This window comes from Streptomyces sp. WZ.A104, assembly GCF_002382885.1.
In the GTDB taxonomy this organism is placed as follows: Bacteria; Actinomycetota; Actinomycetes; order Streptomycetales; family Streptomycetaceae; genus Streptomyces.
The window spans coordinates 47,732-72,906 of sequence record NZ_NWVL01000033.1 but is presented as its reverse complement, the minus strand read 5'-3'; the positions used below and the strand labels follow the sequence as shown (position 1 = coordinate 72,906).

At 71.1% G+C, this 25,175-nt stretch carries 21 protein-coding genes and 1 pseudogene; 8 read left to right on the top strand and 14 right to left on the bottom strand.

Features of this window, described 5'->3' with window-relative positions; all coding sequences use genetic code 11:
- Positions 1–24 precede the first annotated feature (24 nt).
- Genes CIB93_RS19215 through CIB93_RS19195 form a run of 5 tightly spaced genes read left to right on the top strand, consistent with a single transcriptional unit; the run spans position 25 to position 4,963 of the window.
- Positions 25–822: an ABC transporter ATP-binding protein gene (locus CIB93_RS19215; RefSeq protein ID WP_096628335.1), complete on the top strand. Its 798-nt coding sequence runs from the start codon at positions 25–27 to the stop codon at positions 820–822.
- Positions 810–1,619 carry an ABC transporter ATP-binding protein gene (locus tag CIB93_RS19210; protein WP_373558770.1) on the top strand — a complete coding sequence of 270 codons (810 nt, stop codon included), beginning with the start codon at positions 810–812 and terminating at the stop codon, positions 1,617–1,619. Before CIB93_RS19215 ends, CIB93_RS19210 begins: the two co-directional genes overlap by 13 nt.
- Complete coding sequence (locus CIB93_RS19205) at positions 1,616–2,506, top strand: branched-chain amino acid ABC transporter permease (RefSeq protein ID WP_096628332.1); 891 nt, start codon at positions 1,616–1,618, stop codon at positions 2,504–2,506. Before CIB93_RS19210 ends, CIB93_RS19205 begins: the two co-directional genes overlap by 4 nt.
- On the top strand, positions 2,499–3,713 hold the full coding sequence (locus tag CIB93_RS19200; RefSeq protein ID WP_179500163.1) for a branched-chain amino acid ABC transporter permease: 1,215 nt from the start codon (positions 2,499–2,501) through the stop codon (positions 3,711–3,713). The genes CIB93_RS19205 and CIB93_RS19200 overlap by 8 nt, the downstream gene beginning before the upstream one ends.
- Positions 3,710–4,963: an ABC transporter substrate-binding protein gene (locus CIB93_RS19195; protein WP_096628331.1), complete on the top strand. Its 1,254-nt coding sequence runs from the start codon at positions 3,710–3,712 to the stop codon at positions 4,961–4,963. The genes CIB93_RS19200 and CIB93_RS19195 overlap by 4 nt, the downstream gene beginning before the upstream one ends.
- 61 nt (positions 4,964–5,024) lie before the next feature.
- Here CIB93_RS19195 and CIB93_RS19190 read toward each other — a convergent pair whose 3' ends face one another.
- The 12 genes from CIB93_RS19190 to CIB93_RS19135 form a co-directional block, all read right to left on the bottom strand.
- Positions 5,025–7,199: a bifunctional serine/threonine-protein kinase/ABC transporter substrate-binding protein gene (locus CIB93_RS19190; RefSeq protein WP_096628329.1), complete on the bottom strand. Its 2,175-nt coding sequence runs from the start codon at positions 7,197–7,199 to the stop codon at positions 5,025–5,027.
- Positions 7,200–7,270: 71 nt separating this feature from the next.
- Positions 7,271–8,116 (bottom strand): hypothetical protein, encoded by an 846-nt coding sequence (locus CIB93_RS19185; protein WP_096628360.1) that lies wholly within the window; start codon positions 8,114–8,116, stop codon positions 7,271–7,273.
- 244 nt (positions 8,117–8,360) lie between these two features.
- The gene (gene pssA / locus CIB93_RS19180; protein WP_179500162.1) at positions 8,361–9,224 is read right to left on the bottom strand and encodes a CDP-diacylglycerol--serine O-phosphatidyltransferase; all 864 of its coding nucleotides are present in this window, start codon (positions 9,222–9,224) and stop codon (positions 8,361–8,363) included.
- A complete protein-coding gene (locus CIB93_RS19175; protein ID WP_096628326.1) occupies positions 9,211–9,858 on the bottom strand; it encodes a phosphatidylserine decarboxylase in 648 nt (215 codons plus the stop codon). The genes pssA and CIB93_RS19175 overlap by 14 nt, the downstream gene beginning before the upstream one ends.
- 180 nt (positions 9,859–10,038) lie before the next feature.
- Positions 10,039–11,244, bottom strand: a complete 1,206-nt coding sequence (locus CIB93_RS19170) for an acyl-CoA dehydrogenase family protein (protein ID WP_096628325.1) — start codon at positions 11,242–11,244, stop codon at positions 10,039–10,041.
- Between the two features lie 78 nt (positions 11,245–11,322).
- Positions 11,323–11,826 (bottom strand): MaoC family dehydratase, encoded by a 504-nt coding sequence (locus CIB93_RS19165; RefSeq protein WP_096628323.1) that lies wholly within the window; start codon positions 11,824–11,826, stop codon positions 11,323–11,325.
- A gap of 2 nt (positions 11,827–11,828) precedes the next feature.
- Positions 11,829–12,803, bottom strand: a complete 975-nt coding sequence (locus CIB93_RS19160; protein ID WP_096628322.1) for a CoA ester lyase — start codon at positions 12,801–12,803, stop codon at positions 11,829–11,831.
- Positions 12,800–14,812 (bottom strand): protein meaA, encoded by a 2,013-nt coding sequence (locus CIB93_RS19155; RefSeq protein WP_096628320.1) that lies wholly within the window; start codon positions 14,810–14,812, stop codon positions 12,800–12,802. Before CIB93_RS19155 ends, CIB93_RS19160 begins: the two co-directional genes overlap by 4 nt.
- Positions 14,813–14,821: 9 nt before the next feature.
- Complete coding sequence (gene ccrA, locus CIB93_RS19150; RefSeq protein WP_096628319.1) at positions 14,822–16,159, bottom strand: crotonyl-CoA carboxylase/reductase; 1,338 nt, start codon at positions 16,157–16,159, stop codon at positions 14,822–14,824.
- Between the two features lie 356 nt (positions 16,160–16,515).
- Positions 16,516–17,307 (bottom strand): GNAT family N-acetyltransferase, encoded by a 792-nt coding sequence (locus tag CIB93_RS19145; RefSeq protein ID WP_096628317.1) that lies wholly within the window; start codon positions 17,305–17,307, stop codon positions 16,516–16,518.
- A 63-nt stretch (positions 17,308–17,370) separates the two neighbouring features.
- Positions 17,371–18,189: a TetR family transcriptional regulator gene (locus CIB93_RS19140; RefSeq protein WP_096628316.1), complete on the bottom strand. Its 819-nt coding sequence runs from the start codon at positions 18,187–18,189 to the stop codon at positions 17,371–17,373.
- A gap of 91 nt (positions 18,190–18,280) precedes the next feature.
- Positions 18,281–20,062 carry a 3-hydroxyacyl-CoA dehydrogenase family protein gene (locus CIB93_RS19135; protein WP_096628314.1) on the bottom strand — a complete coding sequence of 594 codons (1,782 nt, stop codon included), beginning with the start codon at positions 20,060–20,062 and terminating at the stop codon, positions 18,281–18,283.
- Between the two features lie 362 nt (positions 20,063–20,424).
- On the opposite strand from CIB93_RS19135, the gene CIB93_RS19130 reads away from it, so the two are divergent.
- The gene (locus CIB93_RS19130) at positions 20,425–20,997 is read left to right on the top strand and encodes an adenylosuccinate lyase (RefSeq protein ID WP_096628312.1); all 573 of its coding nucleotides are present in this window, start codon (positions 20,425–20,427) and stop codon (positions 20,995–20,997) included.
- Between the two features lie 188 nt (positions 20,998–21,185).
- On the opposite strand, the gene CIB93_RS19125 is transcribed toward CIB93_RS19130, so the two are convergent.
- A complete protein-coding gene (locus tag CIB93_RS19125; protein WP_096628311.1) occupies positions 21,186–22,772 on the bottom strand; it encodes an alpha/beta hydrolase in 1,587 nt (528 codons plus the stop codon).
- A gap of 184 nt (positions 22,773–22,956) precedes the next feature.
- Complete coding sequence (locus CIB93_RS19120) at positions 22,957–23,994, bottom strand: Rv2578c family radical SAM protein (protein ID WP_096628309.1); 1,038 nt, start codon at positions 23,992–23,994, stop codon at positions 22,957–22,959.
- A 149-nt stretch (positions 23,995–24,143) separates the two neighbouring features.
- Between CIB93_RS19120 and CIB93_RS19115 the strand changes: the two genes are divergently transcribed.
- Positions 24,144–24,587, top strand: coding sequence for an SRPBCC family protein (locus CIB93_RS19115; protein ID WP_096628307.1), 444 nt, complete (start codon positions 24,144–24,146; stop codon positions 24,585–24,587).
- Between the two features lie 212 nt (positions 24,588–24,799).
- Positions 24,800–25,120, top strand: a pseudogene (locus CIB93_RS19110) (carboxypeptidase regulatory-like domain-containing protein); the annotation flags it as partial.
- Positions 25,121–25,175: the final 55 nt, after the last annotated feature.

Here is a 25,175-nt window from a genome sequence, read left to right as displayed (position 1 = left end):
GACAAGGCGGAAGGAGGAGGACGCATGGCAACGCTAGAGATCCGCGCGCTGTCCGTCGGCTACGGCCCGGTCCGGGCGCTGCGCGACATCTCCGTCGATGTGCCGGACGGCGCGATCACCGCCGTACTCGGCGGCAACGGCGCGGGCAAGACCACGCTGCTGCGGGCCGTGTCGCGGACCCTCGGCTTCCACCGCGGGACGGGCACCGGCACGATCCGGTTCGACGGCCGCCCCCTGGAGGGGCTGCGGCCCGCCCAGGTGGTGGCCGCCGGAGTGGTCCAGGTACCGGAGGGCCGACAGGTCTTCGCCCGGATGACGGTGGCCGACAACCTGCGGGCGGGCGCCCTCGGGGCCCGCGGCGGGCGCAAGCGGACGAACGCCGCACTGACCCGGGTGCACGAGCTGTTCCCGGTACTGGCCGACCGCGCGAACCAGCGGGCCGGGCTGCTGTCCGGCGGCGAGCAGCAGATGCTGGCGATGGGCCGCGCCCTGATGGCCGCACCCCGGCTGCTCCTGCTGGACGAGCCCTCGCTCGGCCTCGCCCCGCTGATGGCGGCCAGGATCGCGGAGACCGTGCAGGAGATCAACGCGAGCGGCACCTCCGTCATGCTCGTCGAGCAGAACGCGGCCATCGCGCTGCGGCTCGCCTCCACGGCGTACGTCCTCGATGTCGGCGAGGTCGCCCTGTCCGGGCCCGCCGGCGAACTCGCCGCGTCCGACGAGGTGCGCCGCCGCTACCTCGGCGTCGTCGACGAGAACGCCGCGGCGGACACCGACCCGGCCGCCCGGACCCGCCGCACCCTGAGCAGGTGGTCCGCGTGACCACCACCGCGACGGCTCCCACGGACAGCACCACGGCCGCCCTCGCCGTGCAGGACGTCACCGTGCGCTTCGCCGGGCTGACCGCCCTGGACAGCGTCTCCTTCACCGTCGAACCCGGCAGTGTGCACGCCGTCATCGGACCCAACGGCGCGGGCAAGTCCACCTGCTTCAACGTGCTCTCCGGCGTCTACCGTGCCACCTCCGGACACGTCCGGCTCGGGGAGACCGAGCTCACCGGACTCGCGCCGCACGCCATCGCGGGCCTCGGTGTCGCCCGCACCTTCCAGAACCTGGCGCTGCCGCCGCACGCGACCGTCGCCGACAGCCTGCTGCTCGGCCGCCACCGGCTGACCCGCTCCGGCTTCATCGCCACCGGACTGCGGCTGCCCTCCGCCGCCCGCGAGGAGCGGCGCCACCGCGAGAGGGTCCGCGAGATCGCCGAATTCATCGGCCTGGAAGGGGCGTTGGAGCGGCCCGCGGGCTCGTTGCCGTACGGGCAGCAGAAGCTCGTCGAGCTCGGCCGCGCGCTGTGCATGGAGCCGCGGGTCCTGCTGCTCGACGAGCCGATCGCCGGGATGACCGCCGCCGAGCGCCACCGTACCGCCGCCGTCGTGGCGAACGTACGCGACAGCCTCGGCATCTCCATCGTGCTGGTCGAGCACGACATGGGGGTGGTGATGCGGCTCGCGGACGCGGTGACCGTACTCGACTTCGGACGCAGGATCGCGGGCGGCACCCCCGCCGAGGTCCAGAACGATCCGGCTGTCGTCCAGGCCTACTTGGGAGCACCTCAATGACCACGTTCGTCGAACTCCTCCTCGGCGGCCTGTCGATCGGCTCGGTCTACGCCCTGATCGCGCTCGGTTTCGTCGTCATCTTCAAGGCCACCGAGGTCGTCAACTTCGCCCACGCGTCCCTCCTGTTGGCGGGCGGGTACGTCACCGCCGTACTCCACGACGACATCGGGTTCTGGCTTGCGCTGCTCGTCGGGATCGCCGGGGCCGCGACCGTCGGGGCGGCCATCGAGTTCTTCGTGATGCGCCGCTACCGGGGCAGCGACCACAGCGTCCTGGCCATCGTCACCATCGGCGTCGACATCCTCCTCATCACCGAACTCACCCGCCGCATGGGCACGGACGTCCTCGCCCTCGGCGACCCCTGGGGCAACGAGGTCGTCACCGTCGGCGGCATCACCCTCGCCCAGACCCGGATCGCCGCGTTCCTCGCCGCCGGGCTGCTGATCACGGTGTTCCTGCTCGCCTTCCGCTACACCTCGTGGGGCGTGTCGATGCGCGCCGCAGCCGAGAACCCGCAGACCGCGGCGCTCATGGGCATCAAGCTCGGCCGGGTCTCGCTCGCCGCCTGGGCGGTCGCCGGAGCCCTCGCGGCCGTCGCCGCCCTCTTCCTCACCGTGTTCCCGACCCCCGGCCTCGAACGCTCCACCTCGCTCGCCGCGCTCAAGGCGTTCCCCGCCGCGATCCTCGGCGGACTCGACTCCACGACCGGGGCGCTCGCCGGCGGACTCATCGTCGGCGTCACGGAGTCGCTCGCCACCGGCTACCAGAGCGACCTCTCCTTCCTCGGCCGGGGCATCGGCGATCTCGCCCCCTACCTGGTGATGGTCGCCGTCCTGCTCATCCGGCCCGCGGGACTCCTCGGCACGAAGGAGCTCGCCCGTGTCTGACACCGCCGCCTCCGGCACCACCGCCCAAGCCGCCCCCGAGGCGACCACCGCACCCGCCCCCGCACCCGGTCCCGCGCAGACCTTCACCGACCGGCTGCGCCGACCCCGTACGTACGCCGTCCTCCTCGGCTCCGTCCTGCTCCTCGTCCTCCCGTTCTACCTGGACCGCTTCTGGCTCCAGGCCGGACTGTTCGCGATGGCGGCGGCGATCGGCGCCATCGGGCTCAACATGCTCACCGGGGCCACCGGACAGCTCTCCATGGGCCACGCGTTCTTCCTCGCGGTCGGCGCGTACGGCTACTGCGTCCTGGCGGGGGAGAGCAGCACCGAGAACGGGCACACCCTGACCGGCCTCGGACTGCCCACCTGGCTGGCGGCGATCCTCGCCGTACTGCTCGCGGGCGCCGTCGGCGGGCTGTTCAGCCCGATCGCCGGTCGGCTGCGCGGCGCGTACCTCGGTATCGCCACCCTCGCGCTGATCTTCATCGGCCAGCACGTCCTGTTCAACGCGGGCTCCCTGACCGGTGGTTACAACGGGCGGGCCGTACCGCCGCTCTCCCTCTTCGGGCTCACCTTCGACGACAGCGAACTCGTCGTCGCCGCCGTACCGTTCGGGGCTTCCGAGAAGCTCTGGTACGTGGGCCTGGTCGCGCTGCTGCTCAGTGCGCTGTTCGCCCGCGGCGTGCTGCGCGGCCGGCCGGGCCGGGCGATGAACGCCATTCGCGACCACCGGATCGCGGCCGGGGTGATGGGCGTGCCCGTGGCGCGCTACCGGGCCGGGGTCTTCGTCCTGTCCTCGATGTACGCGGGCCTCGCGGGCGTCCTGCTCGCCCTGGTCTTCCAGCGGACCGTTCCCGAGTACTTCGGCATGATCCTGTCCCTCGAATACCTCGCCATGATCGTCATCGGCGGGCTCGGCAGCGTCGGGGGAGCGGTCATCGGCGCCGCCTTCGTCACCCTGCTCCCGCAGGTCCTCACGCACTACAGCGACTCCCTCCCGCTGGTCTCCGCCCCCGGCACGGGCGGGCTGGCACCCGGTGAGGCATCCCGCTATCTGTACGGCGCCGCGGTGGTCGCGGTGGTCCTGTTCCTGCCCGGCGGCCTCGCCCGCCTCGGCCTCGCCCGCGCGAGGAAACCAGCGGCTCCGAGGAAACCAGCGGCTCCGAAGAATCCAGCGGCTCCGAAGAATCCAGGGGAGAAGAAATGAAACGCAGAGCGCTCACAGCCGTCGTCGCGGCTCTCACCGTCACCCTCGTCGGGTGCAGCGGCAAGGCGACCGAAGGAAAGGGCGACGAGCAGGACAAGGCCGGGGTCAAGACCGGCCCCGGCGTCTCCTCCTCGGCGATATCCCTCGGCGTGCTGACCGACATGACGGGCGTGTACGCCTCGCTCGGCAAGAGCGTCACCCAGGCGCAGCAGCTGTGGGTGAAGCAGACGAACGCCAAGGGCGGTATCTGCGACCGCAAGGTCGAGCTGACGGTCCGCGACCACGGCTACGACCCGCAGAAGGCGATCGCCGCGTACACCGAGCTGGAGCCGAAGGTGGTGGGCTTCGCCCAGTTCATCGGCTCCCCGTTCGTCGCCGCCGTCGAGCAGCGCATCGACGGCCAGGACAAGGGCCTGGTCCTGCCCCAGGCCTGGTCGGCGAACCTGCTGGGCTCCCCGTACATCCGGGTCATCGGCGCCACCTACGACATCGAGACGATCAACCTGATCGACCATCTGCTCGCCGAGAAGCGCATCGCCAAGGGCGACAGGATCGGTCATGTGTACTTCGAGGGCGACTACGGCGAGAACGCGCTCGTCGGCTCGGAGCACGCGGCGAAGGAGGCCGGTCTCACCGTCGTCGAGCAGAAGATCAAGCCGACCGACAACGACATGACGGCGCAGGTCGCCGCCCTCAAGCAGGCCGGAGTCAAGGCCGTGATCGTCAGCGCGGGCCCGCGCCAGGCGGCCTCGCTCGTCGGCGTCGCGGCGGCCACCGGCTTCAACGTCCCCGTCGTGGGCAACAACTCCGCTTTCGCGCCCCAGCTGTTGAAGACCCAGGCGGGCCCCGCCCTGCTCAAGGACTACTACGTCGCCGCCTCCACGCTGCCCATCGGCGACCCGGGCGACGGCCCGGCCAAGCTCGCGAAGGAGTACGCGGCCCAGTACCCGAAGGACGTGCTCGACAACGGCGTCGTCGCGGGCTACACAGCGGCCTCCATCTACGGCGAAGCCCTGATGAAGGCGTGCGAGGACAAGGACCTCACCCGGGAGGGCATCGGCAGGGCACTCCTCACGATCAAGGGGTACGGGAGCGAGTTCGGCGTCTCGCACGACTTCTCGGACCCTAAGGCGCCGTCCACCCGGCAGAGCGTCATCATGAAGCCGGACGCCTCGGTGCCCGGCGGGCTGAAGGTGGTCCGGCCCGCGGCGGCGGCCCCGGCGGCCGAGTCCTTCACGATGAAGCCCTGACCCCGCGGCAGGACTCGGCGGCGGGCCCGGCCCTCACCGGCCCGGCCCGCCGCTGCCGCCCTCAGACCTCGGTGCCGTCCATCCCGATGTACCGGAAACGCCCCCGCTCCACGCGGTAGATGAAGACCCCGGTCCCGGTGTACATCCCGTTCGCGGACTCGAAGGCGTAGCTCTTGGAGACGCCCTTGTACGAGGTCACCCGCAGCGCGGGCAGCAGGTCCTGGCGGCTCAGCTTCTCCCGGCCCAGCCCCTCCGCACAGGCGGCGATCAGCCCCACCGCGTCGTAGGCCTCCGCGGCCAGCAGCGGCGGCGCCGCGCCGAAGCGCTCGCGGTAGGCGGCGGCGAACGCGTGCACCGAGGGCACGGAGGCGGGGTCGGCGGCCGTCGAGACCACCAGCCAGCTCAGCGCGGCCTCGCCCGCCTCCGCCAGGAAGCGGGGATCGTGCACGGCCTGGGTGCCGATCCTCGGACCCAGGAACCCGGCCCCGACCAGAGCCTTCGCGAACCGGGCCGCGTCCCGCCACCCGCCGCCGTACACCACCGCCCCCGGCTGCTTCGCGGCGATCCGCTCCGCCTCGGCGTCCAGATCGCGGGTGCCCTCCCGTACGGTCTCCGCGAGCACCGTGCGGCCGTTGCCGCGCAGCCCGGCGTCGAGGTAGCGGGTGGTCTGCCGGCCGTACTCGGTCCCGTCGTCCACCAGCGCGACCTTGTCGATCTCGTACGCCCCCAGGAACTGGGCCACCGGCAGCATCTGCATGTCGTTGCGCGGCCGGGCGCACAGGAAGGTCCGGTTCAGATGCCGGATGTCCCCGTCGACCACGCTGAGCAGCGGCAGCGCCGCCTCGTCGTACGCGACCAGCGCCTCCCGGGCCGCGTCCGTGCCGGTCGCCCCGAGGGCCGCCACCAGCAGCGGGTCCTCGGCGAACCGGCGCACCGCCGCCGTCGCCCGCTCCTCGTCGCCCCGGTCGTCGGCCGTGGTCAGCCGCAGCGTGAACGGCGCGTCCTTCCGCGCGTTGTGCTCCTCCACGGCGAGCAGCGCCGCCCGTTCCTGGCCCTTGCCGACGGCCGCCGACGGGCCGCTGAGGTCGGCCTGGAGCCCGATGCGCAGCTCCGGGCGGGCGCTGGTCCCGCGCCCCTCGCCCCCGCCGCCGGGGGCCTTGTCGTCACGGGAGGAGACCAGCCACGCGGTGGTGCCGCCCGCCGCCGCGATGGCCGCCCCGCCGGTGACGTATGCGAGGAAGCGCCGCCGACCGGGGGAGGCCGGGACGGCGGACGTGTTCCCGGAGCCGGCTCCGGTGCCCGGGTCGGTGTCCGCCGGGCCGCCGGACGATCCCGCGTCCAGGCTGGTCGCCTCGATGTCGGGCAGCGCCAGCATCCGGGCGGACCGCTCGGCGATCAGATGCGTCACCGGGCCGGGCAGCCAGCTGCCGCCCGATACGTCCTCGGCGAAGGCCCGCCGGACGTCACCCGCCGTCGGACGCCCCTCGGGCCCCTTGGCCAGGCACGCCTCGACGACCGGGAGCAGCCCCGGCGGCAGCGCGCCCAGCTCCGCCGTGTCGTGCACGGTACGGAAGAGCATCGCCTCCACCGGGCCGCTGCCGAACGGCCGGCCGCCGGTGGCCGCGTACACCAGGACACAGCCCAATGAGAAGACGTCGCTCGCCGGGCCGATCCGCCGCCCCTGCGCCTGCTCGGGCGAGAGGAAGCCCGGGGAGCCGACGATCGCGTCCGTCGCCGTGAGGACCGTGTCGTCCAGGGCCCGGGCGATCCCGAAGTCGATCAGCCGGGGGCCGTCCAGACCCAGCAGCACGTTTCCGGGCTTCACGTCCCGGTGCACCAGCCCCGCCCCGTGGACCGCCTCCAGCGCCTCCGCCAGCATCGAGCCGAGCGCCCGCGCACTGCGCTCCGGCAACGGCCCGCCGCTCCCGACCGCCTCGCTCAGGGCGGGCCCCGGCACGAACTCGGTGGCCAGCCAGGGCGCGGCCGCCTCGGTGTCGGCGTCGACCACCGGCACCGCCCACCGGTTGCGCACCTGCCTGGCGATCGCCACCTCGCGCCGGAAACGGGTGCGGAACCCGGTGTCGTCGGCGTACTCCGCCCGGATCAGCTTGATCGCCACCAGCGCGCCGCCGGGCGACCGGCCCAGCAGTACCACGCCCATGCCCCCGGCGCCGAGCCGGCCGAGGACGCGGTAGCCGGCGATCCGCGCCGGGTCCGTGGAACGGAGCGGTTCCATCAGCGGTCAGGGCCTTTCGTGGGGATCAGGCCGGACCGGAAGCGGGGTCCGGTGGGCGACGTGCGGTGCGGTCACTTCAGTTCCAGCTCGACGCGGTAGAGGACCTTGGCGCCGCCCTCGGCGGCGATCCGCAGCAGTTCGGTGTTGGTGTAGCCCTTCGCGCCCTTGACCGAGACGGCCGTCGTGACCGGGCCGATCCGGGACTTGGTCCATACGTAGTCCTGCGTCCCGCCCGAGCCCGGCCCGGTGTACTTGCCCGCCTCGAACAGCGAGGCATCCGCGTTGCGGACGTCCTTGTGGTCGAACTGGAGGGACATCAGACCGCTCAGGCGCTGCCCGCCGCCCAGTTCCTGCCGCGGGCAGCGGAAGCTCTCCTGGACGGTGTCCTTGATCTCCCGGTCGGCACCAGCCTCCGTCCGGTGCACGGTCACGGTCACCGCCCCCTGGACCCGTCCCTTGCCGCCCTGGGCCGGCACGTCGAGCCGCCGGGTGAAGCTGTCGAGCACACCGGAGGGCAGCGGGGTGCGGCTCCAGACACAGGAGTCCGCCAGCACCGGCCAGGTGCCGCCTCTCTCGTACGGGGAGTGCCGCACCATCCCGGCCGCCCAGTCCATCTCGCCGAGCGCGGCGTTGCGCGTCAGCTCGCGGGCCTGCGCCGCGTTCTTCGGTACGCGAGCGGGGTTCGGGGTGAAGTCGTACGAACTGGGCAGTGCCCCCGGCTGCCTCGACTCCTCGGGGTCCTCCGGGGCTTTCGGGTCCTTTGGGTCCGGCTTTCCGGACGCCTCCGTCCGCTGCCCGGCCGACCGGCTCGGCTCCGGCCCTTGCCCGCCGTCCTTCGCCAAGCCGCTGCACCCGGCCAGCAGCACCCCCGCCGCCGCGACCGCGACCACCCGCGTCCCACCCAGTGCCGGCTTCATCATCGGACCCCCCGGTCCCCGCTCCGCGCCTGGCCGGAAGGGGCCGGGCGTCGGCTGCGAGGTGATTCTAGAAGCCCGGTGGGCCGAGGTGACGGGAACCTCGTACTCAGTCCCCCGCGGGAACATCCCAGCCATGGCGAGGGCTCCGCCTCTGGTGAAGCCCCGGCGCGCGGTGGTATACGCACGAAGGGCCCGGATGCCGGGGAGCATCCGGGCCCCGAGGGCCTGTCGTACGTATCCGCCGCTACGGCAGTTGTGCCGCCCGCGCCTCGCGTCGGTTGTCACGGAACGTGTTCACCCGTCGCGCCGTGGCGAACAGCGGGATCACCGCGCCGAGCACCACCTGGAGCGCGCAGCCCGTCTGGAGCAGCAGCTGACCGCCGGGCGCGTCGAACGCCCAGGCGGCGAGCAGGCCCATCGCGGCCACGATCCAGCTGAGCATCGCCACCGCGAGGACGCCCCGCGGCTTGGGGTACTCCACCCGGCTCACCATCAGCCATGCCACACCGATGATGGCCAGCAGCGTCGGAACGAAGGGCAGCTCCAGGAGCACGATCGAGATGACCGTGAGCGCTCCGAAGGGGCTCGGCATGCCCTGGAACATGCCGTCCTTCAAGGTCACGCAGGAGAATCTGGCCAGCCTGAGCACCACCGCCAGGAGCACCACGATCGCAGCCAGCGCCGACACCCGCTGATGGGCGTCGTCCGCGACCATCCCGTACACGAGTACGAAGTAGGCCGGCGCGAGTCCGAAGCTGATGAGGTCCGAGAGGTTGTCCAGCTCGGCGCCCATCGGCGAGGAGCGCAGCTTGCGCGCCACCAGTCCGTCGAACAGGTCGAAGATCGCGGCCATCAGCATGAGGATCACCGCCGTGGCGGCGGAGTGCCTGGCCATGCCCGTCTCGTCGCTGCCCGTGAGGTGGGGGATCAGAATGCCCGTGGTGGTGAAGTACACCGCCATGAACCCGCACGTCGCATTACCGAGCGTGAGCGTGTCCGCTATCGACAGCCGCATCGACAGCGGCATGTCCTCCGCGCTGTCGGTGTCTCTCGCCTCGTCGGCCTCAGGAACCCAGCCGGCCTTGGTATCCGGATCAATCACGGTCAATTCGAGTCACCCCCGCGGTGGTGGCCTGGCCGACCTCGACCGCGACATCGATACCCTCCGGGAGGTAGATGTCCACGCGCGAGCCGAAGCGGATCAGGCCGATGCGCTCGCCCTGCTCGACCTTCGTGCCCTCGGGGAGGTACGGCACGATCCGACGGGCGACCGCTCCCGCGATCTGCACCATCTCGATGTCGCCGAGCTCGGTGTCGAAGTGCCAGACAACGCGCTCGTTGTTCTCGCTCTCCTTGTTGAACGCCGGAACGAACCCGCCCGGGATGTGCTCGACCGACGTCACGGTGCCCGCCAGCGGCGCGCGGTTGACGTGGACGTTGAGGGGGCTCATGAAGATCGCGACGCGGGTGCGCCCGTCCTTCCACGGCATGATGCTCTGCACCACACCGTCGGCCGGGGAGATGACCCGGCCGTCAGTGATCTCGCGCTCGGGGTCACGGAAGAACCACAGCATGCCCGCCGCGAGCGCGGTGGTGGGCACGGCCACGGCCGCCCAGCGCCCCGACTTGCGGGCGCGGGCCAGGCTGAGGGCTGCGGTGGCGACGGTCGGCAGGAGCCAGGGCGATGCTCCGCGGGCGATGCGGACCCCGCCGCGGGGTGCAGAGGTAGGGCTGTCGGGCATGGATGACCTTCGTAGCGGATGATGCCGCGCTGGCAACGGGGGACGGCGGCTTTCCGGCGATGCTATCGGTTGCCGGGCGCAACTGGGCAAGCCAGCAGCCGAGTCGGACTGCTGAAAAGCACCCGCCGAGGATGACTCGGTGTGATGTTCTTCGCCACCAAATCACCTCAAAAGGGACAATCAGCCCTGGAATCGGTACTCCTCCAGGAGGCGCCGGCCAATGATCATTTTCTGGATCTCGGCGGTACCTTCACCGATCAGCAGCATCGGCGCCTCGCGGTAGAGGCGCTCGATCTCGTACTCCTTGGAGAAGCCGTAACCGCCGTGGATACGGAAGGCGTCTTCGACGACTTCCTTGCAGTACTCGGAGGCGAGGTACTTCGCCATCCCTGCCTCCAGGTCGTTTCGTTCCCCGGAGTCCTTTTTGCGTGCCGCATTCACCATCATCGCATGGGCGGCTTCGACCTTGGTGGCCATTTCGGCCAGTTTGAACTGGATCGCCTGGTGCTGGGCGATCGGTTTGCCGAAGGTGTGGCGCTGCTGGGCGTACGAAACGCCCAGTTCGAACGCACGTTGAGCGACACCGCAACCACGTGCGGCGACATTCACCCGGCCGACCTCGACGCCGTCCATCATTTGGTAAAACCCTCGGCCGGTCGTGCCTCCGAGCACACGATTGGCCGGAATGCGCAGGTCGTCCATGATGAGCTCGGTCGTGTCGACGCCCTTGTAACCCATCTTGTCGATCTTCCCGGGGATGGTCAGGCCGGGCCGGACCTCTCCGAATCCGGGCTCCTTCTCCACCAGGAAGGTCGTCATCGACTTGTGCGGCGCGGTGCCCTCGGGGTGGCCTTCGTCACTTCGGCAGAGAACAGCCACCAGCGTCGACGTTCCGCCGTTCGTCAGCCACATCTTCTGGCCGTTGAGAACGTACTCCTCGCCGTCCCTGACACCCTTGGACGAGATCGCCGAGACGTCCGAGCCGAGCGCCGGCTCGGACATGGAGAACGCGCCCCGCACCTCGCCGAGCGCCATCCGCGGCAGGAACGTGTCCTTCTGTTCCTGGGTGCCGTGCTGCTTGAGCATGTAGGCCACGATGAAATGCGTGTTGATGATGCCCGACACGCTCATCCAGCCGCGCGCGATCTCCTCCACGCACAGCGCGTAGGTGAGCAGCGACTCACCCAGACCCCCGTACTCCTCGGGGATCATCAGCCCGAACAGGCCGAGCTCCTTGAGCCCCTCCACGATTTCCGTGGGGTACTCGTCGCGGTGCTCCAGCTGGGTCGCGACCGGAATGATCTCCTTGTCGACGAAGTCCCGGACCGTGGCGAGGATCTCCCGCTGGATGTCGTTCAGACCGGCGGTCTGGGCGAGTCGCGTCATGGCTGCTTCTCCTGTGGCTTCACGCGGATGACTTCAAGGCTTCACGCGGTTGGTTGGCCGACTGCTGTCCGTGGCCGGTTACTTGGCGGGCGTCGGGCGGCCCGGCTGCTCGCCGCCCCGCTCCTTGATGTACGTCTCGGTGGGGACCATCACCTTGCGGCGGAACACGCAGACCACGGTGCCGTCCTGCTTGTAGCCCTTGGTCTCGACGTACACGATCCCGCGATCGCTCTTGGACTTCGACGGTGTCTTGTCCAGCACGGTCGTCTCGCCGTAGATCGTGTCGCCGTGGAAGGTCGGCGCGATGTGCTTCAGCGATTCGACCTCCAGATTGGCGATGGCCTTCCCGGAGACGTCCGGCACCGACATGCCGAGCAGCAGCGAGTAGATGTAGTTGCCGACGACGACGTTCTTCCCGAAGTCGGTCGTCTTCTCCGCGTAGTTGCTGTCCATGTGCAGCGGGTGGTGGTTCATGGTCAGCAGGCAGAAGAGGTGGTCGTCGTACTCCGTGACCGTCTTTCCGGGCCAGTGCTTGTAGACCGCGCCGACCTCGAACTCCTCGTAAGTGCGTCCGAACTGCATGATCAGGCCTCCGGGGCTTCGAACTTGGAGGTGCGCTGCATTCCGGCGGCCCGGCCCTTGCCCGCGATGACCAGGGCCATCTTGCGGCTGGCCTCGTCGATCATCTCGTCGCCGAGCATTGCCGAGCCCTTCTTGCCGCCCGCCTCGGAGGTGCACCAGTCATAGGCGTCGAGGATCAGCTCGGCGTGGTCGTAGTCCTCCTGCGAGGGCGAGAACACCTCGTTGGCCGCGTCGACCTGGCCCGGGTGCAGCACCCACTTGCCGTCGAAGCCGAGAGCGGCCGCGCGGCCCGCGACCTCGCGGTAGGCGTCCACGTCACGGATCTGGAGGAACGGGCCGTCGATCGCCTGGAGATCGTGCGTACGGGCCGCCATCAGGATGCGCATCAGGATGTAGTGGTAGGCGTCCGCCGGGTAGCCGGGCGGCTGCTGGCCGACGACCAGGGTCTTCATGTTGATCGACGCCATGAAGTCCGCCGGGCCGAAGATCAGCGTCTCCAGGCGCGGCGAGGCGGCGGCGATGTCGTCGATGTTCACCAGCCCCTTGGCGTTCTCGATCTGCGCCTCGATGCCGATCTTCCCGACTTCAAAGCCCATCGTCTTCTCGATCTGGGTCAGCAGCAGGTCCAGCGCCACGACCTGCTGGGCGTCCTGGACCTTCGGCAGCATGATGCAGTCGAGGTTGGGACCCGCGCCCTCGACGACCGTGATGACGTCCCGGTACGTCCAGTGCGTCGTCCAGTCGTTGACCCGCACGACCCGGGTCTTGCCGCTCCAGTCACCGTTGTTCAGCGCGTCCACGATCGTGTGGCGGGCGCCCTCCTTGGCGAGCGGCGCGCAGGCGTCCTCCAGGTCCAGGAAGACCTGGTCGGCCGGGAGGCCCTGGGCCTTCTCCAGGAAGCGCGGGTTCGAGCCCGGCACGGCCAGACACGAGCGCCGGGGGCGCAGCCGGTTCACGGGGGTGGTGGGCGTGGTCATGCGGGGACCTCCAGAGGGTCGAGCTTGTTCGCTTTCCGGATCTCGTCGACGATACGGCCGATGATCTCCGTGATGCCGAAGTCCTTCGGGGTGAAGACGGCGGCCACACCGGCTTCGATGAGTGCGGCGGCGTCCGCCGGCGGGATGATGCCGCCCGCGATCACCGGAATGTCCGGGGCCCCGGCCTCGCGCAGCCGGTTCAGCACGTCGGGCACCAGCTCCGCGTGCGAGCCGGACAGGATCGACAGCCCCACGCAGTGCACGTCCTCGGCGAGCGCCGCGTCGGTGATCTGCTCGGGGGTGAGCCGGATGCCCTGGTAGACCACCTCGAACCCGGCGTCCCTGGCCCGTACGGCGATCTGCTCCGCGCCGTTGGAGTGCCCGTCCAGACCCGGCTTGCCGACCAGCAGGCGCAGCCGCCCCACGCCCAGGTCGGCGGCGGTACGGGTGACCTTCTCGCGGACCAGGGCGAGCGTGCTGCCCGGCTCGGCGGCGATCGCCACCGGGGCCGAGGAGACCCCGGTGGGCGCGCGGAACTCGCCGAAGACGTCCCGCAGTGCCCAGGACCACTCGCCGGTGGTGACGCCCGCGCGAGCGCATTCGACGGTGGCTTCCATCATGTTCCGGGTGCCCGCGGCGGCCTTCTTCAGCGCGGCCAGCGCCTCCGTCGCCCGGGCCTCGTCGCGGTTGTCCCGCCACTCGTGCAGGGCGGCGACGACCCGGGCCTCGTTCTCGGGGTCGACCGTCATGATCGCGCCGTCGAGGTCGGAGGTGAGCGGGTTGGGCTCGGTCGTCTCGTAGATGTTGACGCCGACGATCTTCTCCTCGCCGCCCTCGATCCGGGCCCGCCGCGCCGCGTGCGAGGAGACCAGCTCGGACTTGAGGTAGCCGGACTCGACGGCCGCCATCGCGCCGCCCATCTGCTGGATGCGGTCGATCTCCGCCATCGACTCCTCGACCAGGGCGTCCACCTTGGCCTCGATGACGTGCGATCCGGCGAAGATGTCCTCGTACTCCAGCAGATCGCTCTCGTGGGCCAGCACCTGCTGGATGCGGAGCGACCACTGCTGGTCCCAGGGGCGCGGCAGCCCCAGTGCCTCGTTCCAGGCGGGGAGCTGCACCGCGCGGGCGCGGGCGTCCTTGGAGAGGGTCACGGCCAGCATCTCCAGGACGATGCGCTGGACGTTGTTCTCCGGCTGCGCCTCGGTCAGGCCGAGGGAGTTGACCTGGACGCCGTAGCGGAAACGGCGCTGCTTGGCGTTGGTGATGCCGTACCGCTCCCGCGTGACGCGGTCCCAGATCCGGCCGAAGGCGCGCATCTTGCACATCTCCTCGATGAAGCGGACGCCCGCGTTCACGAAGAACGAGATCCGGGCGACCACATCACCGAACTTCTCCTCCGGGACCTGGCCCGAGTCGCGCACCGCGTCGAGCACCGCGATGGCGGTCGACATGGCGTACGCGATCTCCTGGACCGGGGTCGCCCCCGCCTCCTGGAGGTGGTAGCTGCAGATGTTGATCGGGTTCCACTTGGGGATGCGGTTGACCGTGTACGTGATCATGTCGGTGGTCAGCCGTAGTGAGGGCACCGGCGGGAAGACGTGGGTCCCGCGCGAGAGGTACTCCTTCACGATGTCGTTCTGCGTGGTCCCCTGGAGCTTGGCGGGGTCGGCCCCCTGCTCCTCCGCGACCACCTGGTAGAGCGCCAGCAGCCACATGGCGGTCGCGTTGATCGTCATCGAGGTGTTCATCTGCTCCAGGGGGATGTCCTGGAACAGCCGGCGCATGTCACCGAGGTGTGAGACGGGCACACCGACACGGCCCACCTCGCCGCGGGCGAGAATGTGGTCCGGGTCGTATCCGGTCTGCGTGGGCAGATCGAAGGCGACCGAGAGACCCGTCTGTCCCTTGGCGAGGTTGCGGCGGTACAGCTCGTTGGACGCCTCGGCGGTCGAGTGACCGGCGTACGTCCGCATGAGCCAGGGCCGGTCCTTCTGACGTTCGTTCATCGGAGAACCTCAGACGTTGCGGAAGCGGTTGATGGCGTCGATGTGCTGCTCGCGCATTTCCTGGTTGCGCACGCCCAGGCCCTCGCGCGGGGCCAGTGCCAGGACGCCGACCTTGCCCTGGTGGACGTTGCGGTGGACGTCGTGGGCGGCCTGGCCGGTGTCCGCCAGGGAGTACACCTTGGAGAGCGTCGGGTGGATCTTGCCCTTGGCGATGAGGCGGTTGGCCTCCCAGGCCTCACGGTAGTTGGCGAAGTGGGAGCCGATGATCCGCTTGAGGGACATCCACAGGTAGCGGTTGTCGTACTCGTGCATGTAGCCCGAGGTGGAGGCGCAGGTCGTGATCGTGCCGCCCTTGCGGGTGACGTAGACCGAGGCGCCGAAGGTCTCGCGGCCCGGGTGCTCGAAGACGATGTCGATGTCCTCGCCGCCGGTGTACTCGCGGATGCGCTTGCCGAAGCGCTTCCACTCCTTCGGGTCCTGGGTGCGCTCGTCCTTCCAGAACTTGTAGCCCTCGGCGTTGCGGTCGATGACCGCCTCGGCGCCCATAGCCCGGCAGATGTCGGCCTTCTCCGGGCTGGAGACGACACAGATCGGGTTGGCGCCGCCGGCCAGCGCGAACTGGGTGGCGTAGGAGCCGAGTCCGCCGCTCGCGCCCCAGATCAGCACGTTGTCGCCCTGCTTCATCCCCGCGCCGTTGCGCGAGACGAGCTGGCGGTAGGCGGTGGAGTTGACCAGGCCCGGGGCCGCTGCCTCCTCCCAGCTGAGGTGCTGGGGCTTGGGCATCAGCTGGTTGGACTTGACGAGCGCGATCTCCGCCAGCCCGCCGAAGTTCGTCTCGAAACCCCAGATGCGCTGCTCGGGGTCGAGCATCGTGTCGTTGTGCCCGTCGGAGGACTCCAGTTCGACGGAGAGGCAGTGCGCGACGACCTCGTCGCCCGGGTTCCAGGCGTTCACGCCGGGGCCGGTGCGCAGGACGACGCCCGCCAGGTCGGAGCCGATGACGTGGTACGGCAGGTCGTGGCGCTTGGTGAGCTCGCTGAGCCTTCCGTACCGCTCCAGGAAGCTGAACGTCGACACCGGCTCGAAGATCGAGGTCCAGACGGAGTTGTAGTTCACCGAACTGGCCATCACGGCGACGAGGGCCTCGCCGGGGCCGAGTTCGGGGACCGGGACCTCGTCGAGGTGGAGCGACTTGCGGGGGTCCTTGTCGCGGGATTCGAGCCCCGAGAACATCTCCGCCTCGTCCTTGTGCACGGTGATCGCGCGGTAGGACTCGGGGAGGGACAGGGCCGCGAAGTCCGCGGCGGTGCTGTCCTGGGATTGGATCGCGTCCAGGATTTCCTTCACGGTGTTGCCTCCGGTGATGCGGCGTCGAGGGAACGCTTGAGGGGCCCTGCTGGCAGGGGTGCGGTGTGGTGTGGAGGTGTTGCCGTCGGTTCGGCGGGGTGGAGCTCGGCTTTGCTCGGTGGAGCAGAAGGGTGCCTGTGACGCAGGCGTCCGGGCGCGCAGCACGGTGGTTGCGGGGACAGCCGGCGTACGTGTGAGTTCTCAGCACGCCGGCCGCCCGGACACCTTCAACGTATGGCACTCTGTGACACCTGACAAGGCACCCAGTGCCAACAATTTCTCTCACTTGTCATCTCGTAGGCACGCATGAGCAACACGATGGGCGTTGTGAGACGTTCTGTCCTGCTGGCGGACGGTTACCGGCCGGGTCGGTACACATACGGCGTCGTCGCCCCAAGCTCCCTGAAGCCGAGCCGGACCAGGATCGGGGCCGACATGTCGCTCGCGTCGACCTGGAGATACCGGTAGCCGCGCTCGGCGGCGATCCGCGCCCGGTGGGCGACCAGTGCCCGGTAGATGCCCCTGCCTCGCCAGGCGGCGACCGTCCCGCCGCCCCAGAGCCCCGCGAAGCCCGTCCCCGGGTACAGCTCCATACGGGCCGAGCTGACCGGCTCCCCGCGGGCCGTGACGACGAGCGCCACGAAGTCGTCGGGGGCCGCTTCCAGCCGCTTCACGACCTGGTGCAGGAGGCGGGTGCCGTCCGTGCCGAACGCCCGCTCATGGGCCAGCGCCATCAGCTCCGCCCCCGCCGCGTCGCTCACACGGTGCAGTGTGACGCCATCGGGCAGGGCGACCGCCCCGGTGAGCGGCCCGGCCGGGGCCGCCAGCAGGGTTTCCGGCGGCTCCGGCACGAACCCGGCCGCCCGCAGCCGGTCACCCAGATCGGCCGGCCGGTCGTGCGCGTACAGCTTCCACTCGAATTCCGGGAGGCCGAGCGCCGCGCAGTGCCGGATCTGGGCCGCGATCGCCGCGTCGGCCCCTTCGCCGTCCAGGTCCGGGGACGACCAGACGACCCCGTTCCAGTCGCTCCGGCCGCCCACCTGGCGCACCAGGGGTCCATCGCGCTCGACCCGGACGCCGGGGCCGTCGGGTCGGGCGTGCTCGCGCATCGTGCGGTCGTACAGGGCGCGTACTTCGTCGGTTCGCATGGCCGGAACCCCACCACGGGGCCGTGGCCCTCGCGAACGGTTTACGGCTCCGCCCGCGCGCCCTCAGCGGTCCTGGAGCGCCTGCTGGATCGTGCGCATGACCTCGTCCAGCGGGGCGTCGGTGCGGGCCACCGCGACCAGCACCTCGCCCTGCTCGGCGATCGTCGCGGCCGGGGCGCGCTCGGGATCGGCCCCTGCGGTCCGGCCCGCGCCGATGCCCGTGCCGAAGGTGTCGCGCACGATGGCGAAGGCCCGGTCGAGCTGGGCCTCCACATCGCCCTGGCCGCCCGCCCGCAGCCAGCGGCGCAGTACGTGGTTGTGCGCGGTGACCACGGCGGAGGCGGCGACCTCCGCCAGCAACGGGTCGTCGTTGCCCACATGGTGGTCGCGCTCGTCGAAGTGGCCCAGGAGATAGCGGGTGAACAGCCGCTCGTAGCGGGCCACCGAAGCGATCTCGGCCTCCCGGAGGGTCGGCACCTCGCGGGTCAGTTTGTAACGGGCCACGGAGACGGCGGGCTTGGCCGCGTACATCTTCATGACTTCCTTGATGCCGCGGCAGACGGTGTCGAGCGGATGCTCGTGCGCGGGGGCGGCATGGAGGACGGCCTCTGCCCTGACGAGGGTGTCGTCGTGGTCCGGGAAGATCGCCTCTTCCTTGGAGCGGAAGTGCCGGAAGAAGGTCCGCCGGGCGACGCCCGCGGCGCCCGCGATCTCGTCGACGGTCGTCGCCTCGTAGCCCTTCGTGGCGAAGAGCTCCATCGCGGCGGCGGCCAGCTCGCGGCGCATCTTCAGCCGTTGGGCGGCGGCGCGGGTTCCCGCGGTGGTGGTCTCCGGGGCGTCGGACGCTGCGGTGGCACGGGGTGGCCTGGCGGGCTGGGACATGGCATGAACGTAACGCATCGGTGCAGGAGAGCGCGCCTTCGGGGGCGGGCCGCCGGAGGGTCCCAGCAGCCCGCCCCACCCGGCTCCCGGGTCAGCGACGGGCATATTCGCGGAAGCCGCGCCCCGTCTTGCGGCCGAGGCAGCCCGCGGCGACCAGGTGCTCCAGCAGCGGCGCCGGGGCCAGGCCCGGGTCGCGGAACTCCTTGTGCAGCACCTTCTCGATGGCCAGCGAGACATCCAGGCCGACCACGTCGAGCAGCTCGAACGGGCCCATCGGGTACCCGCCGCCCAGCTTCATCGCCGCGTCGATGTCGTCCAGCGAGGCGTAGTGCTCCTCGACCATCTTGATCGCGTTGTTGAGGTACGGGAACAGCAGCGCGTTCACGATGAACCCGGCCCGGTCCCCGCAGTCCACCGGGTGCTTGCGGATCTTCGTGCACACCGTACGGACCGTGGCGTGCACATCGTCGGCGGTCAGGACCGTACGGACCACCTCGACCAGCTTCATCGCGGGCGCCGGGTTGAAGAAGTGCATCCCGATGACGTCCGCGGGCCGCGCGGTCGCCCGGGCGATGGCGATGACCGGCAGTGAGGAGGTGGTGGTGGCGAGCACCGCGCCGGGCCGGCAGACCTTGTCCAGCGTGGCGAACAGCTGCTGCTTGATCTCCAGGTCCTCCGCGACCGCCTCCACCGCGAGGTCGACCTCGGCGAACGCGTCCAGCGAACCGGCCGCCGTGATCCGGCCCAGCGTCTCGTCCCGGGCCTCGGCGGTCAGCCGCCCCTTGGACACCGATCGCTCCAGCGACTTGGCGATCCGGCCTTTGGCGAGGTCCGCCTTCTCCTGGCCGCGGGCCGCCAGGACCACGGTGTACCCGGCCTTGGCGAACACCTCCGCGATCCCGGAGGCCATCGTTCCGGAGCCCGCGACGCCGACGGAGGCCACTGCGCGCCCGGCTCCGGCGGCCGATTCCGCCGAAGGGGTCAGGGCGTCGGGCACCGCGGTCTGTCCGCCCGGGGCGTCGTACGTGTAGAAGCCGCGCCCCGCCTTGCGTCCGGTCAGGCCCGCCTCGCTGAGCTGGCCGAGGACGGGGGCCGGGGCGTGCAGCCGGTCGTGGGAGGCGGCGTACATGGCCTCCAGGACGGTGCGGGCGGTGTCGATGCCGATCAGGTCCAGCAGGGCGAGCGGGCCCATCGGCAGCCCGCAGCCCAGCTTCATCGCCGCGTCGATGTCCTCACGGGAGGCGTAGTTCGCCTCGTACATCGCGGCGGCCTGGTTGAGGTAGCCGAACAGCAGCCCGTCCGCGACGAACCCGGGCCGGTCGCCGACCGCGACGGGCTCCTTGCCCAGCTCCCGGGCCAGCCTGGTGACGGCCTCGACGGCGGGCGGTGCGGTCAGCACCGAGGAGACCACCTCGACCAGCTTCATCGCGGGCGCCGGGTTGAAGAAGTGCAGCCCGAGGACGCGCTCGGGGTGCCGGGACTCGGCGGCGAGCCGGGTCACCGACAGCGCGTTGGTGCCGGTGGCCAGGATCGCGGTGGGCGAGACGATCGCGTCCAGCTCCCGGAACACCTGCTGCTTGATCTCGTACGTCTCCGGCGTCACCTCGATGACCAGTTCGGCATCGACGGCGGCCCGCAGATCGTCGGACGTACGGAACCGGGCGAGCGCGGCGGCCCGCTCCTGCTCGGTGATCCGCCCGCGCCCCACGGCCCGTGCGGTGGACGCTTCGAGGGAGGCGATGGCCTGCCGGGCGGCCGCCTCGCTGATGTCGATGCCGATGACCTCGCGGCCCGCCAGGGCCAGGACCTCGGCGATGCCGGTGCCCATGGTGCCGAGGCCGACGACGGCGATGGTGGAGAGAGGGGTGTCCATCACGGGACTCCAGGGTGAGTGACGACTGTGGGAGCACGGCGCGCGCGGCGATGAGGGAGCGGCGCGAGGCGTACGGAAGCTGCGTGTCGTGGAGCACGGGGCCGACGCGCTGCGAGCGCGCGCCAGGCCGTGAGGGGTGACGGACTCTGTCCCGGAGTCACGTCATACAGAAACTGCCGAACCGACAAGCACTCCGGGTGGCTGCGTCACCAGGCCACCGGAGCCGGCGGGGAGTGTGTCCCGCTCAGATGAGATTAACCGGCGAGTAACGAGCGCGCCACCCCTGGATGCTTGTGCGCCGGCTCACACCGGTCCGTCGATGCCGTCCCGCACGCAGCGTGTCCGCCGTTACGCTGAGCGTCATGGATGAGGAGTTCCGTTCGCTCATGGACCGGCTGGAACCCGAGGCCGACGGGTCGCCGCTGTACGGGCGGCTCGCCGCCACCGAGGACGCCGAGGAGCTCGCCCGCGTCCTCGTCGAACCGCACCGCCCCCTGTGGGCCAGGGAGGTGGCCGCGTTCCGGCTCGGCTGCGCGGGCGACCGGCGGGCCTTCGAGGCGCTGGTGCTGCTGCTCAACCACCGCGACCCCGAGCGCTGTGTCTCCGCCGCCCACGCCCTGGCCCGCCTGGCCGACCCCCGCACCCCGAGAGCGGCCGCCGCCCTCGCCACGAACACCCTGCGCACCGCCTACGCCCTGCACCCGGTCCGCCTGCTCACCGCCCTGCGCGCCCCCGAGTCGGTCCCCGCCCTGGTGCTCACCCTCCAGGGGCTGCTGGCCCCCGGCGAGCCCCACTGGCGCGTCGCCCTGGCCTGCGTCGAGGGCCTCGGCCACCTCGGCGACGACCGGGCCCGCCCGGTCCTCACGGCGGCGCTCCCGCACCCCCGGCTGGGCCGGGCCGCGGCGGAGGCGCTCAGCCGGTTGCCGGGGGAGTGAGCGGGCGGACGTGGTGCGCCTCGGGCGCCATGGCCCCGTCGGCCTCGAAGTCCTCCACGCCTCGCAGCGGGCGAGGCGCCGGGCGGGTGCGGGGGAGCGGCGGAGCGCCTCATGCCGGCGTCCTCGTCCACGCCTCCCCCGCATCCCGCCCACCGCTTCCCGCGGGCCGCCGGGTCAGCGGTCGGTGCTCAGCGGCGGAAGCCGAGCAGGCCGTGCAGTCGGCTGCCCTTGCTGTTGTCCACCGACTGGGCCGTCGCCTTCTCGGCGGGCAGCGGCTTCGGGTCCGGCAGCGCCGGGCAGACCGCGTCCGCCTCGCCCCGGCCGCGCGGAACGGTCCCGTCGGCCAGATAGGCCGTCAGATGCCGGTCCAGGCAGTCGTTGCCGCTCAGCGTGATGCCGTGGTTGCCGCCGCCCTCCTCCACGACGAGGCTGGAGCCCTTGAGTTTGCGGTGCATGCTGACCGCGCCGCCGTACGGGGTCGCCGCGTCGTCGGAGGCCTGGAGGATGAGCGCCGGGCGCAGCTCGCGGTTGTGGACCGGACGCGGACGCAGCGGCGCCACCGGCCAGTCGGCGCACGGCGCGTTGTACCAGGTGTTGTTCCACGTCATGAACGGTGCCTTGTCGTGGATGCGGCGGCTGTCGTTGCGCCAGGTGCTCCAGTGCCGGGGCCAGCCCGCGTCGCGGCACTGGACGGCCGTGTAGACCGAGTAGCTGTTGTCGCCGCTCGCGTCGACCGCGCCGAAGTTCTCGTACACCTGGACCAGCGCCTCGGTGTCCCGCTTCTTCACGTACGCGGCGAACGCCTCGGCGAGATAGGGCCAGTAGCCGTTGTAGTACCCGCCCGGCAGGAAGGTGTCCTCCAGCTCGCTCGCGCCGACCTTGCCGCCCGCGGGCTTGCGCGCAAGGTCCGCCCGCATCCGGTACCAGGCGGCCTCGACCCGGGCCGGGTCGGTGCCCAGACGGTACGCGGCGTGGTGCTTCGCCACCCACGCGGCGAAGGCCTTGTGGCGGTCGTCGAACGCGTAGTTCTGGCCGAGGTTGCCCCCGTACCAGACCGCGTCGGGGTCGACGACGGAGTCCAGGACCAGGCGGCGCACGCGCTCCGGGTGCAGCTTGGCGTAGACCGCGCCGAGGTAGGTGCCGTAGGAGTATCCGAAGTAGTTGATCTGCGGGGAGCCCAGCGCCCGCCGGATCACTTCGAGGTCCTTGGCCGCGCTGACCGTGTCCATGTACGGCAGCACGTCGCGGTGCTTCTCGCCGCAGGCGCGGGCGAAGGCCTCGGCCCGGTCGCGGTTGATCCGCTCCGAGCGGTAGGAGTCCGGCACCGAGTCCGGGCGCACCGGATCGAAGTGCCCGGGCAGGCAGTTCAGGGCCGGAGTGCTCTTCCCGACCCCGCGCGGGTCGAACCCGATCACGTCGTACTGGGCGGCGACCTTCTTCGGCAGCGAGGACGCCACGAACCCGGCCATCGACAGACCGCTGCCGCCCGGACCGCCCGGGTTGACCAGCAGGGGGCCCTGGTAGGCCTTCCCGGTGTGCCGGACGCGGGACAGCGCGAGCGTGATCTGGCGGCCCGACGGACGGGTGTGGTCCAGCGGGGCGCGGACCTTCGCGCACTGGAGCTTCGGGTAGTTCTCGGTCGGGCAGTCGGTCCACTTGAGCGGCGGGGCGGGCGGGGTGCTCGCCCCGGTGGCGGCGGCCGGGGCCGGCGCCGCGGTCAGCAGACCGGCGACGGTCGCGCCGACGGCGACAAGAATTCCTGCACGTTTCGTCATGGGGCCTCCCGGGAGTGACGGGAACGCGGCGCCGGATCACCGGGTCCCCGCCGCATGGTCCCCGAACCGGCCGCCGGAAGGGGTCGTTCCGGGCTGAGTCGACCCGTACGGTCACGCCATCGGCCCTGCGAAAGCCTTTCTCGGCAGGCCCCGGGCTACAGAGGGCCGGCTGGCTGCGGCCGGGTTACAGCAGAGTCAGCTGGGTGGGGCCGGACTCCGGGGTGGCGGCCGGGGCCGGGTCGGGAGCGATACGGCGGGCCTCGCCGCGGTGCGCCGGTCCGATGCCGAACTCGTCCGCCAGCTCGTGCACCTGACGGGTGATCCGGCGCTGGTACCACGTGGGGGCGTACGAGCCGTCCGCGTACATCCGTTCGTAGCGCGGCACCAGCCGCGGATGGTGCTGACCGAGCCAGTGCAGGTACCACTCGCGCGCGCCGGGGCGCAGATGCAGGACGAGCGGGGTCACCGAGGTCGCCCCGGCGGTGGCGATGGCGGCGACGGTGGTGCGCAGCTGCTCCGGGCGGTCGCCGAGGAAGGGGATGACCGGGGCCATCAGGACCGAGCAACCGATCCCCGCGTCGGTGAGGGCCCGCACCACGTCCAGGCGGCGTTCGGGGGAGGGAGTGCCCGGCTCGACAGTCCGCCACAGCTCCCGGTCGGTGAAGCCCACGGAGACCGAGACACCGATCTCGGTGACCTCGGCCGCCTGCCGCAGCAGCTCCAGGTCCCGCAGGATCAGCGTGCCCTTCGTCAGGATCGAGAAGGGGTTCGCCCGGTCGCGCAGGGCGGCGATGATGCCCGGCATCAACCGGTACCGGCCCTCGGCCCGCTGGTAGCAGTCGACATTGGTGCCCATCGCGATGTGCTCGCCCCGCCAGTGCCGGGAGGCCAGCTCCCGCTGGAGCAGCTCGGCCGCGTTGACCTTGACGACGATCTGGGAGTCGAAGCCGATGCCCGTGTCCAGGTCCAGGTAGCTGTGGGTCTTGCGGGCGAAGCAGTACACGCAGGCGTGAGTGCAGCCCCGGTAGGGGTTGACCGTCCATTCGAACGGCATCCGCGAAGCCCCGGGCACCCGGTTCAGGATCGAACGGGCCCGGATCTCGTGGAAGGTGATGCCCCGGAACTCCGGGGTGTCGAACGTGCGCGTGGTCACCGCGTCCGCGGCGAAGAGCGCGCTGTTCCCGGCCGTCGAGCGGTTTTCGGCCAGATTGTCCCAGCGCATGGACGCCTCCTCGGTAGCACTGGCCACAGAATAGAACACTTGTTCCCTTGATCGTGCGGACCGGCCCGTCGGCCCCGATTTTGAGCGGCTGTGCCCGAGGTGGTTGGCTCAGCTCACCCACCGAACCACCGACTGCTGGAGGAACAGCCATGGCGCAGGTCGAGGCCACGACGGAGCGGATCATCGCGGCGGACGCGGAGGCGGTGTTCGACGCGCTGGCCGACTACAAGGACGTCCGCGGCAAGGTGCTGACCGGGCACTTCAGCGAGTACAAGGTCCGCGAGGGCGGCGACGGCGAGGGCACCCTGGTCCACTGGAAGCTCCAGGCCACCAGCAAGCGCGTCCGGGACTGCCTGCTGGAGGTCAGCGAGCCGACCGACGGGCAGCTCGTCGAGAAGGACCGCAACTCCTCCATGGTCACCACCTGGACCGTCACCCCGGCCGGTGAGGGCAGGTCCAAGGCCGTGGTCACCACCGTCTGGGACGGCGCGGGCGGCATCGGCGGCTTCTTCGAGCGGACCTTCGCCCCCAAGGGCCTCGGCAGGATCTACGACGAGCTGCTCCAGAACCTCGCCACCGAGGTCGAGAAGTAGTTCCGGGCGGCTGTCCTCCCCGCACCAGGGCTCGAACAGTCAGGCCTCACCGGAACGGGTGGTTTTCCGGGGCGGCCGGTTGTGCGCCGTAGCGGCTCCCACCGGCGCATGAGCCCTCCGTGCGCGCCCTGTACGCCCCTCGTCGCGTTCACCCCGCCTCGCCCGCACGATGCGAGAAGCGGGCGTCGCAGACGCGACGAGGGGAGCGGTACGTGGTGGGCGGCGGCGCGGGACGCCTCGCCGGGTCCGTCCTCACCGCCGACGGCACCCCGCTCAGCGTGCAGGCCGCCCGCGAGACCCGGCAGGACGTCGAGCCGGCGGGCGGGGCCGTGCTGCGCGGCGTCGTCCGGGCCACCGGCGGACTCCGCGTCGAGGACACCCGGGTCACCCTGCTCGACGCGGCGGGCCATGCGGTGGACACCCTCACGACCGGGCCCGACGGCTCGTTCCGGTTCGTCGACCTGTCGGCGGGCGAATACACCGTGGCCACCGCCGGGTACCCGCCGGTGGCCACCGTGCTCCAGGTCCCCGGTGAAAGCGTTCGACGCCTCGGACAGGAAAGGGACCGGCGGAGGGACCTTCGCCGGA

Bases quoted from the DNA above. Each gene is read 5' to 3' on its own strand.
- CIB93_RS19215 (WP_096628335.1), top strand. From the start codon at position 25: ATGGCAACGCTAGAGATCCGCGCGCTGTCCGTCGGCTACGGCCCGGTC.
- CIB93_RS19205 (WP_096628332.1), top strand. From the start codon at position 1,616: ATGACCACGTTCGTCGAACTCCTCCTCGGCGGCCTGTCGATCGGCTCG.
- CIB93_RS19195 (WP_096628331.1), top strand. From the start codon at position 3,710: ATGAAACGCAGAGCGCTCACAGCCGTCGTCGCGGCTCTCACCGTCACC.
- CIB93_RS19190 (WP_096628329.1), bottom strand. From the start codon at position 7,199: ATGGAACCGCTCCGTTCCACGGACCCGGCGCGGATCGCCGGCTACCGC.
- CIB93_RS19185 (WP_096628360.1), bottom strand. From the start codon at position 8,116: ATGAAGCCGGCACTGGGTGGGACGCGGGTGGTCGCGGTCGCGGCGGCG.
- CIB93_RS19175 (WP_096628326.1), bottom strand. From the start codon at position 9,858: ATGCCCGACAGCCCTACCTCTGCACCCCGCGGCGGGGTCCGCATCGCC.
- CIB93_RS19170 (WP_096628325.1), bottom strand. From the start codon at position 11,244: ATGACGCGACTCGCCCAGACCGCCGGTCTGAACGACATCCAGCGGGAG.
- CIB93_RS19165 (WP_096628323.1), bottom strand. From the start codon at position 11,826: ATGCAGTTCGGACGCACTTACGAGGAGTTCGAGGTCGGCGCGGTCTAC.
- CIB93_RS19160 (WP_096628322.1), bottom strand. From the start codon at position 12,803: ATGACCACGCCCACCACCCCCGTGAACCGGCTGCGCCCCCGGCGCTCG.
- CIB93_RS19155 (WP_096628320.1), bottom strand. From the start codon at position 14,812: ATGAACGAACGTCAGAAGGACCGGCCCTGGCTCATGCGGACGTACGCC.
- CIB93_RS19145 (WP_096628317.1), bottom strand. From the start codon at position 17,307: ATGCGAACCGACGAAGTACGCGCCCTGTACGACCGCACGATGCGCGAG.
- CIB93_RS19140 (WP_096628316.1), bottom strand. From the start codon at position 18,189: ATGTCCCAGCCCGCCAGGCCACCCCGTGCCACCGCAGCGTCCGACGCC.
- CIB93_RS19135 (WP_096628314.1), bottom strand. From the start codon at position 20,062: ATGGACACCCCTCTCTCCACCATCGCCGTCGTCGGCCTCGGCACCATG.
- CIB93_RS19130 (WP_096628312.1), top strand. From the start codon at position 20,425: ATGGATGAGGAGTTCCGTTCGCTCATGGACCGGCTGGAACCCGAGGCC.
- CIB93_RS19125 (WP_096628311.1), bottom strand. From the start codon at position 22,772: ATGACGAAACGTGCAGGAATTCTTGTCGCCGTCGGCGCGACCGTCGCC.
- CIB93_RS19120 (WP_096628309.1), bottom strand. From the start codon at position 23,994: ATGCGCTGGGACAATCTGGCCGAAAACCGCTCGACGGCCGGGAACAGC.
- CIB93_RS19115 (WP_096628307.1), top strand. From the start codon at position 24,144: ATGGCGCAGGTCGAGGCCACGACGGAGCGGATCATCGCGGCGGACGCG.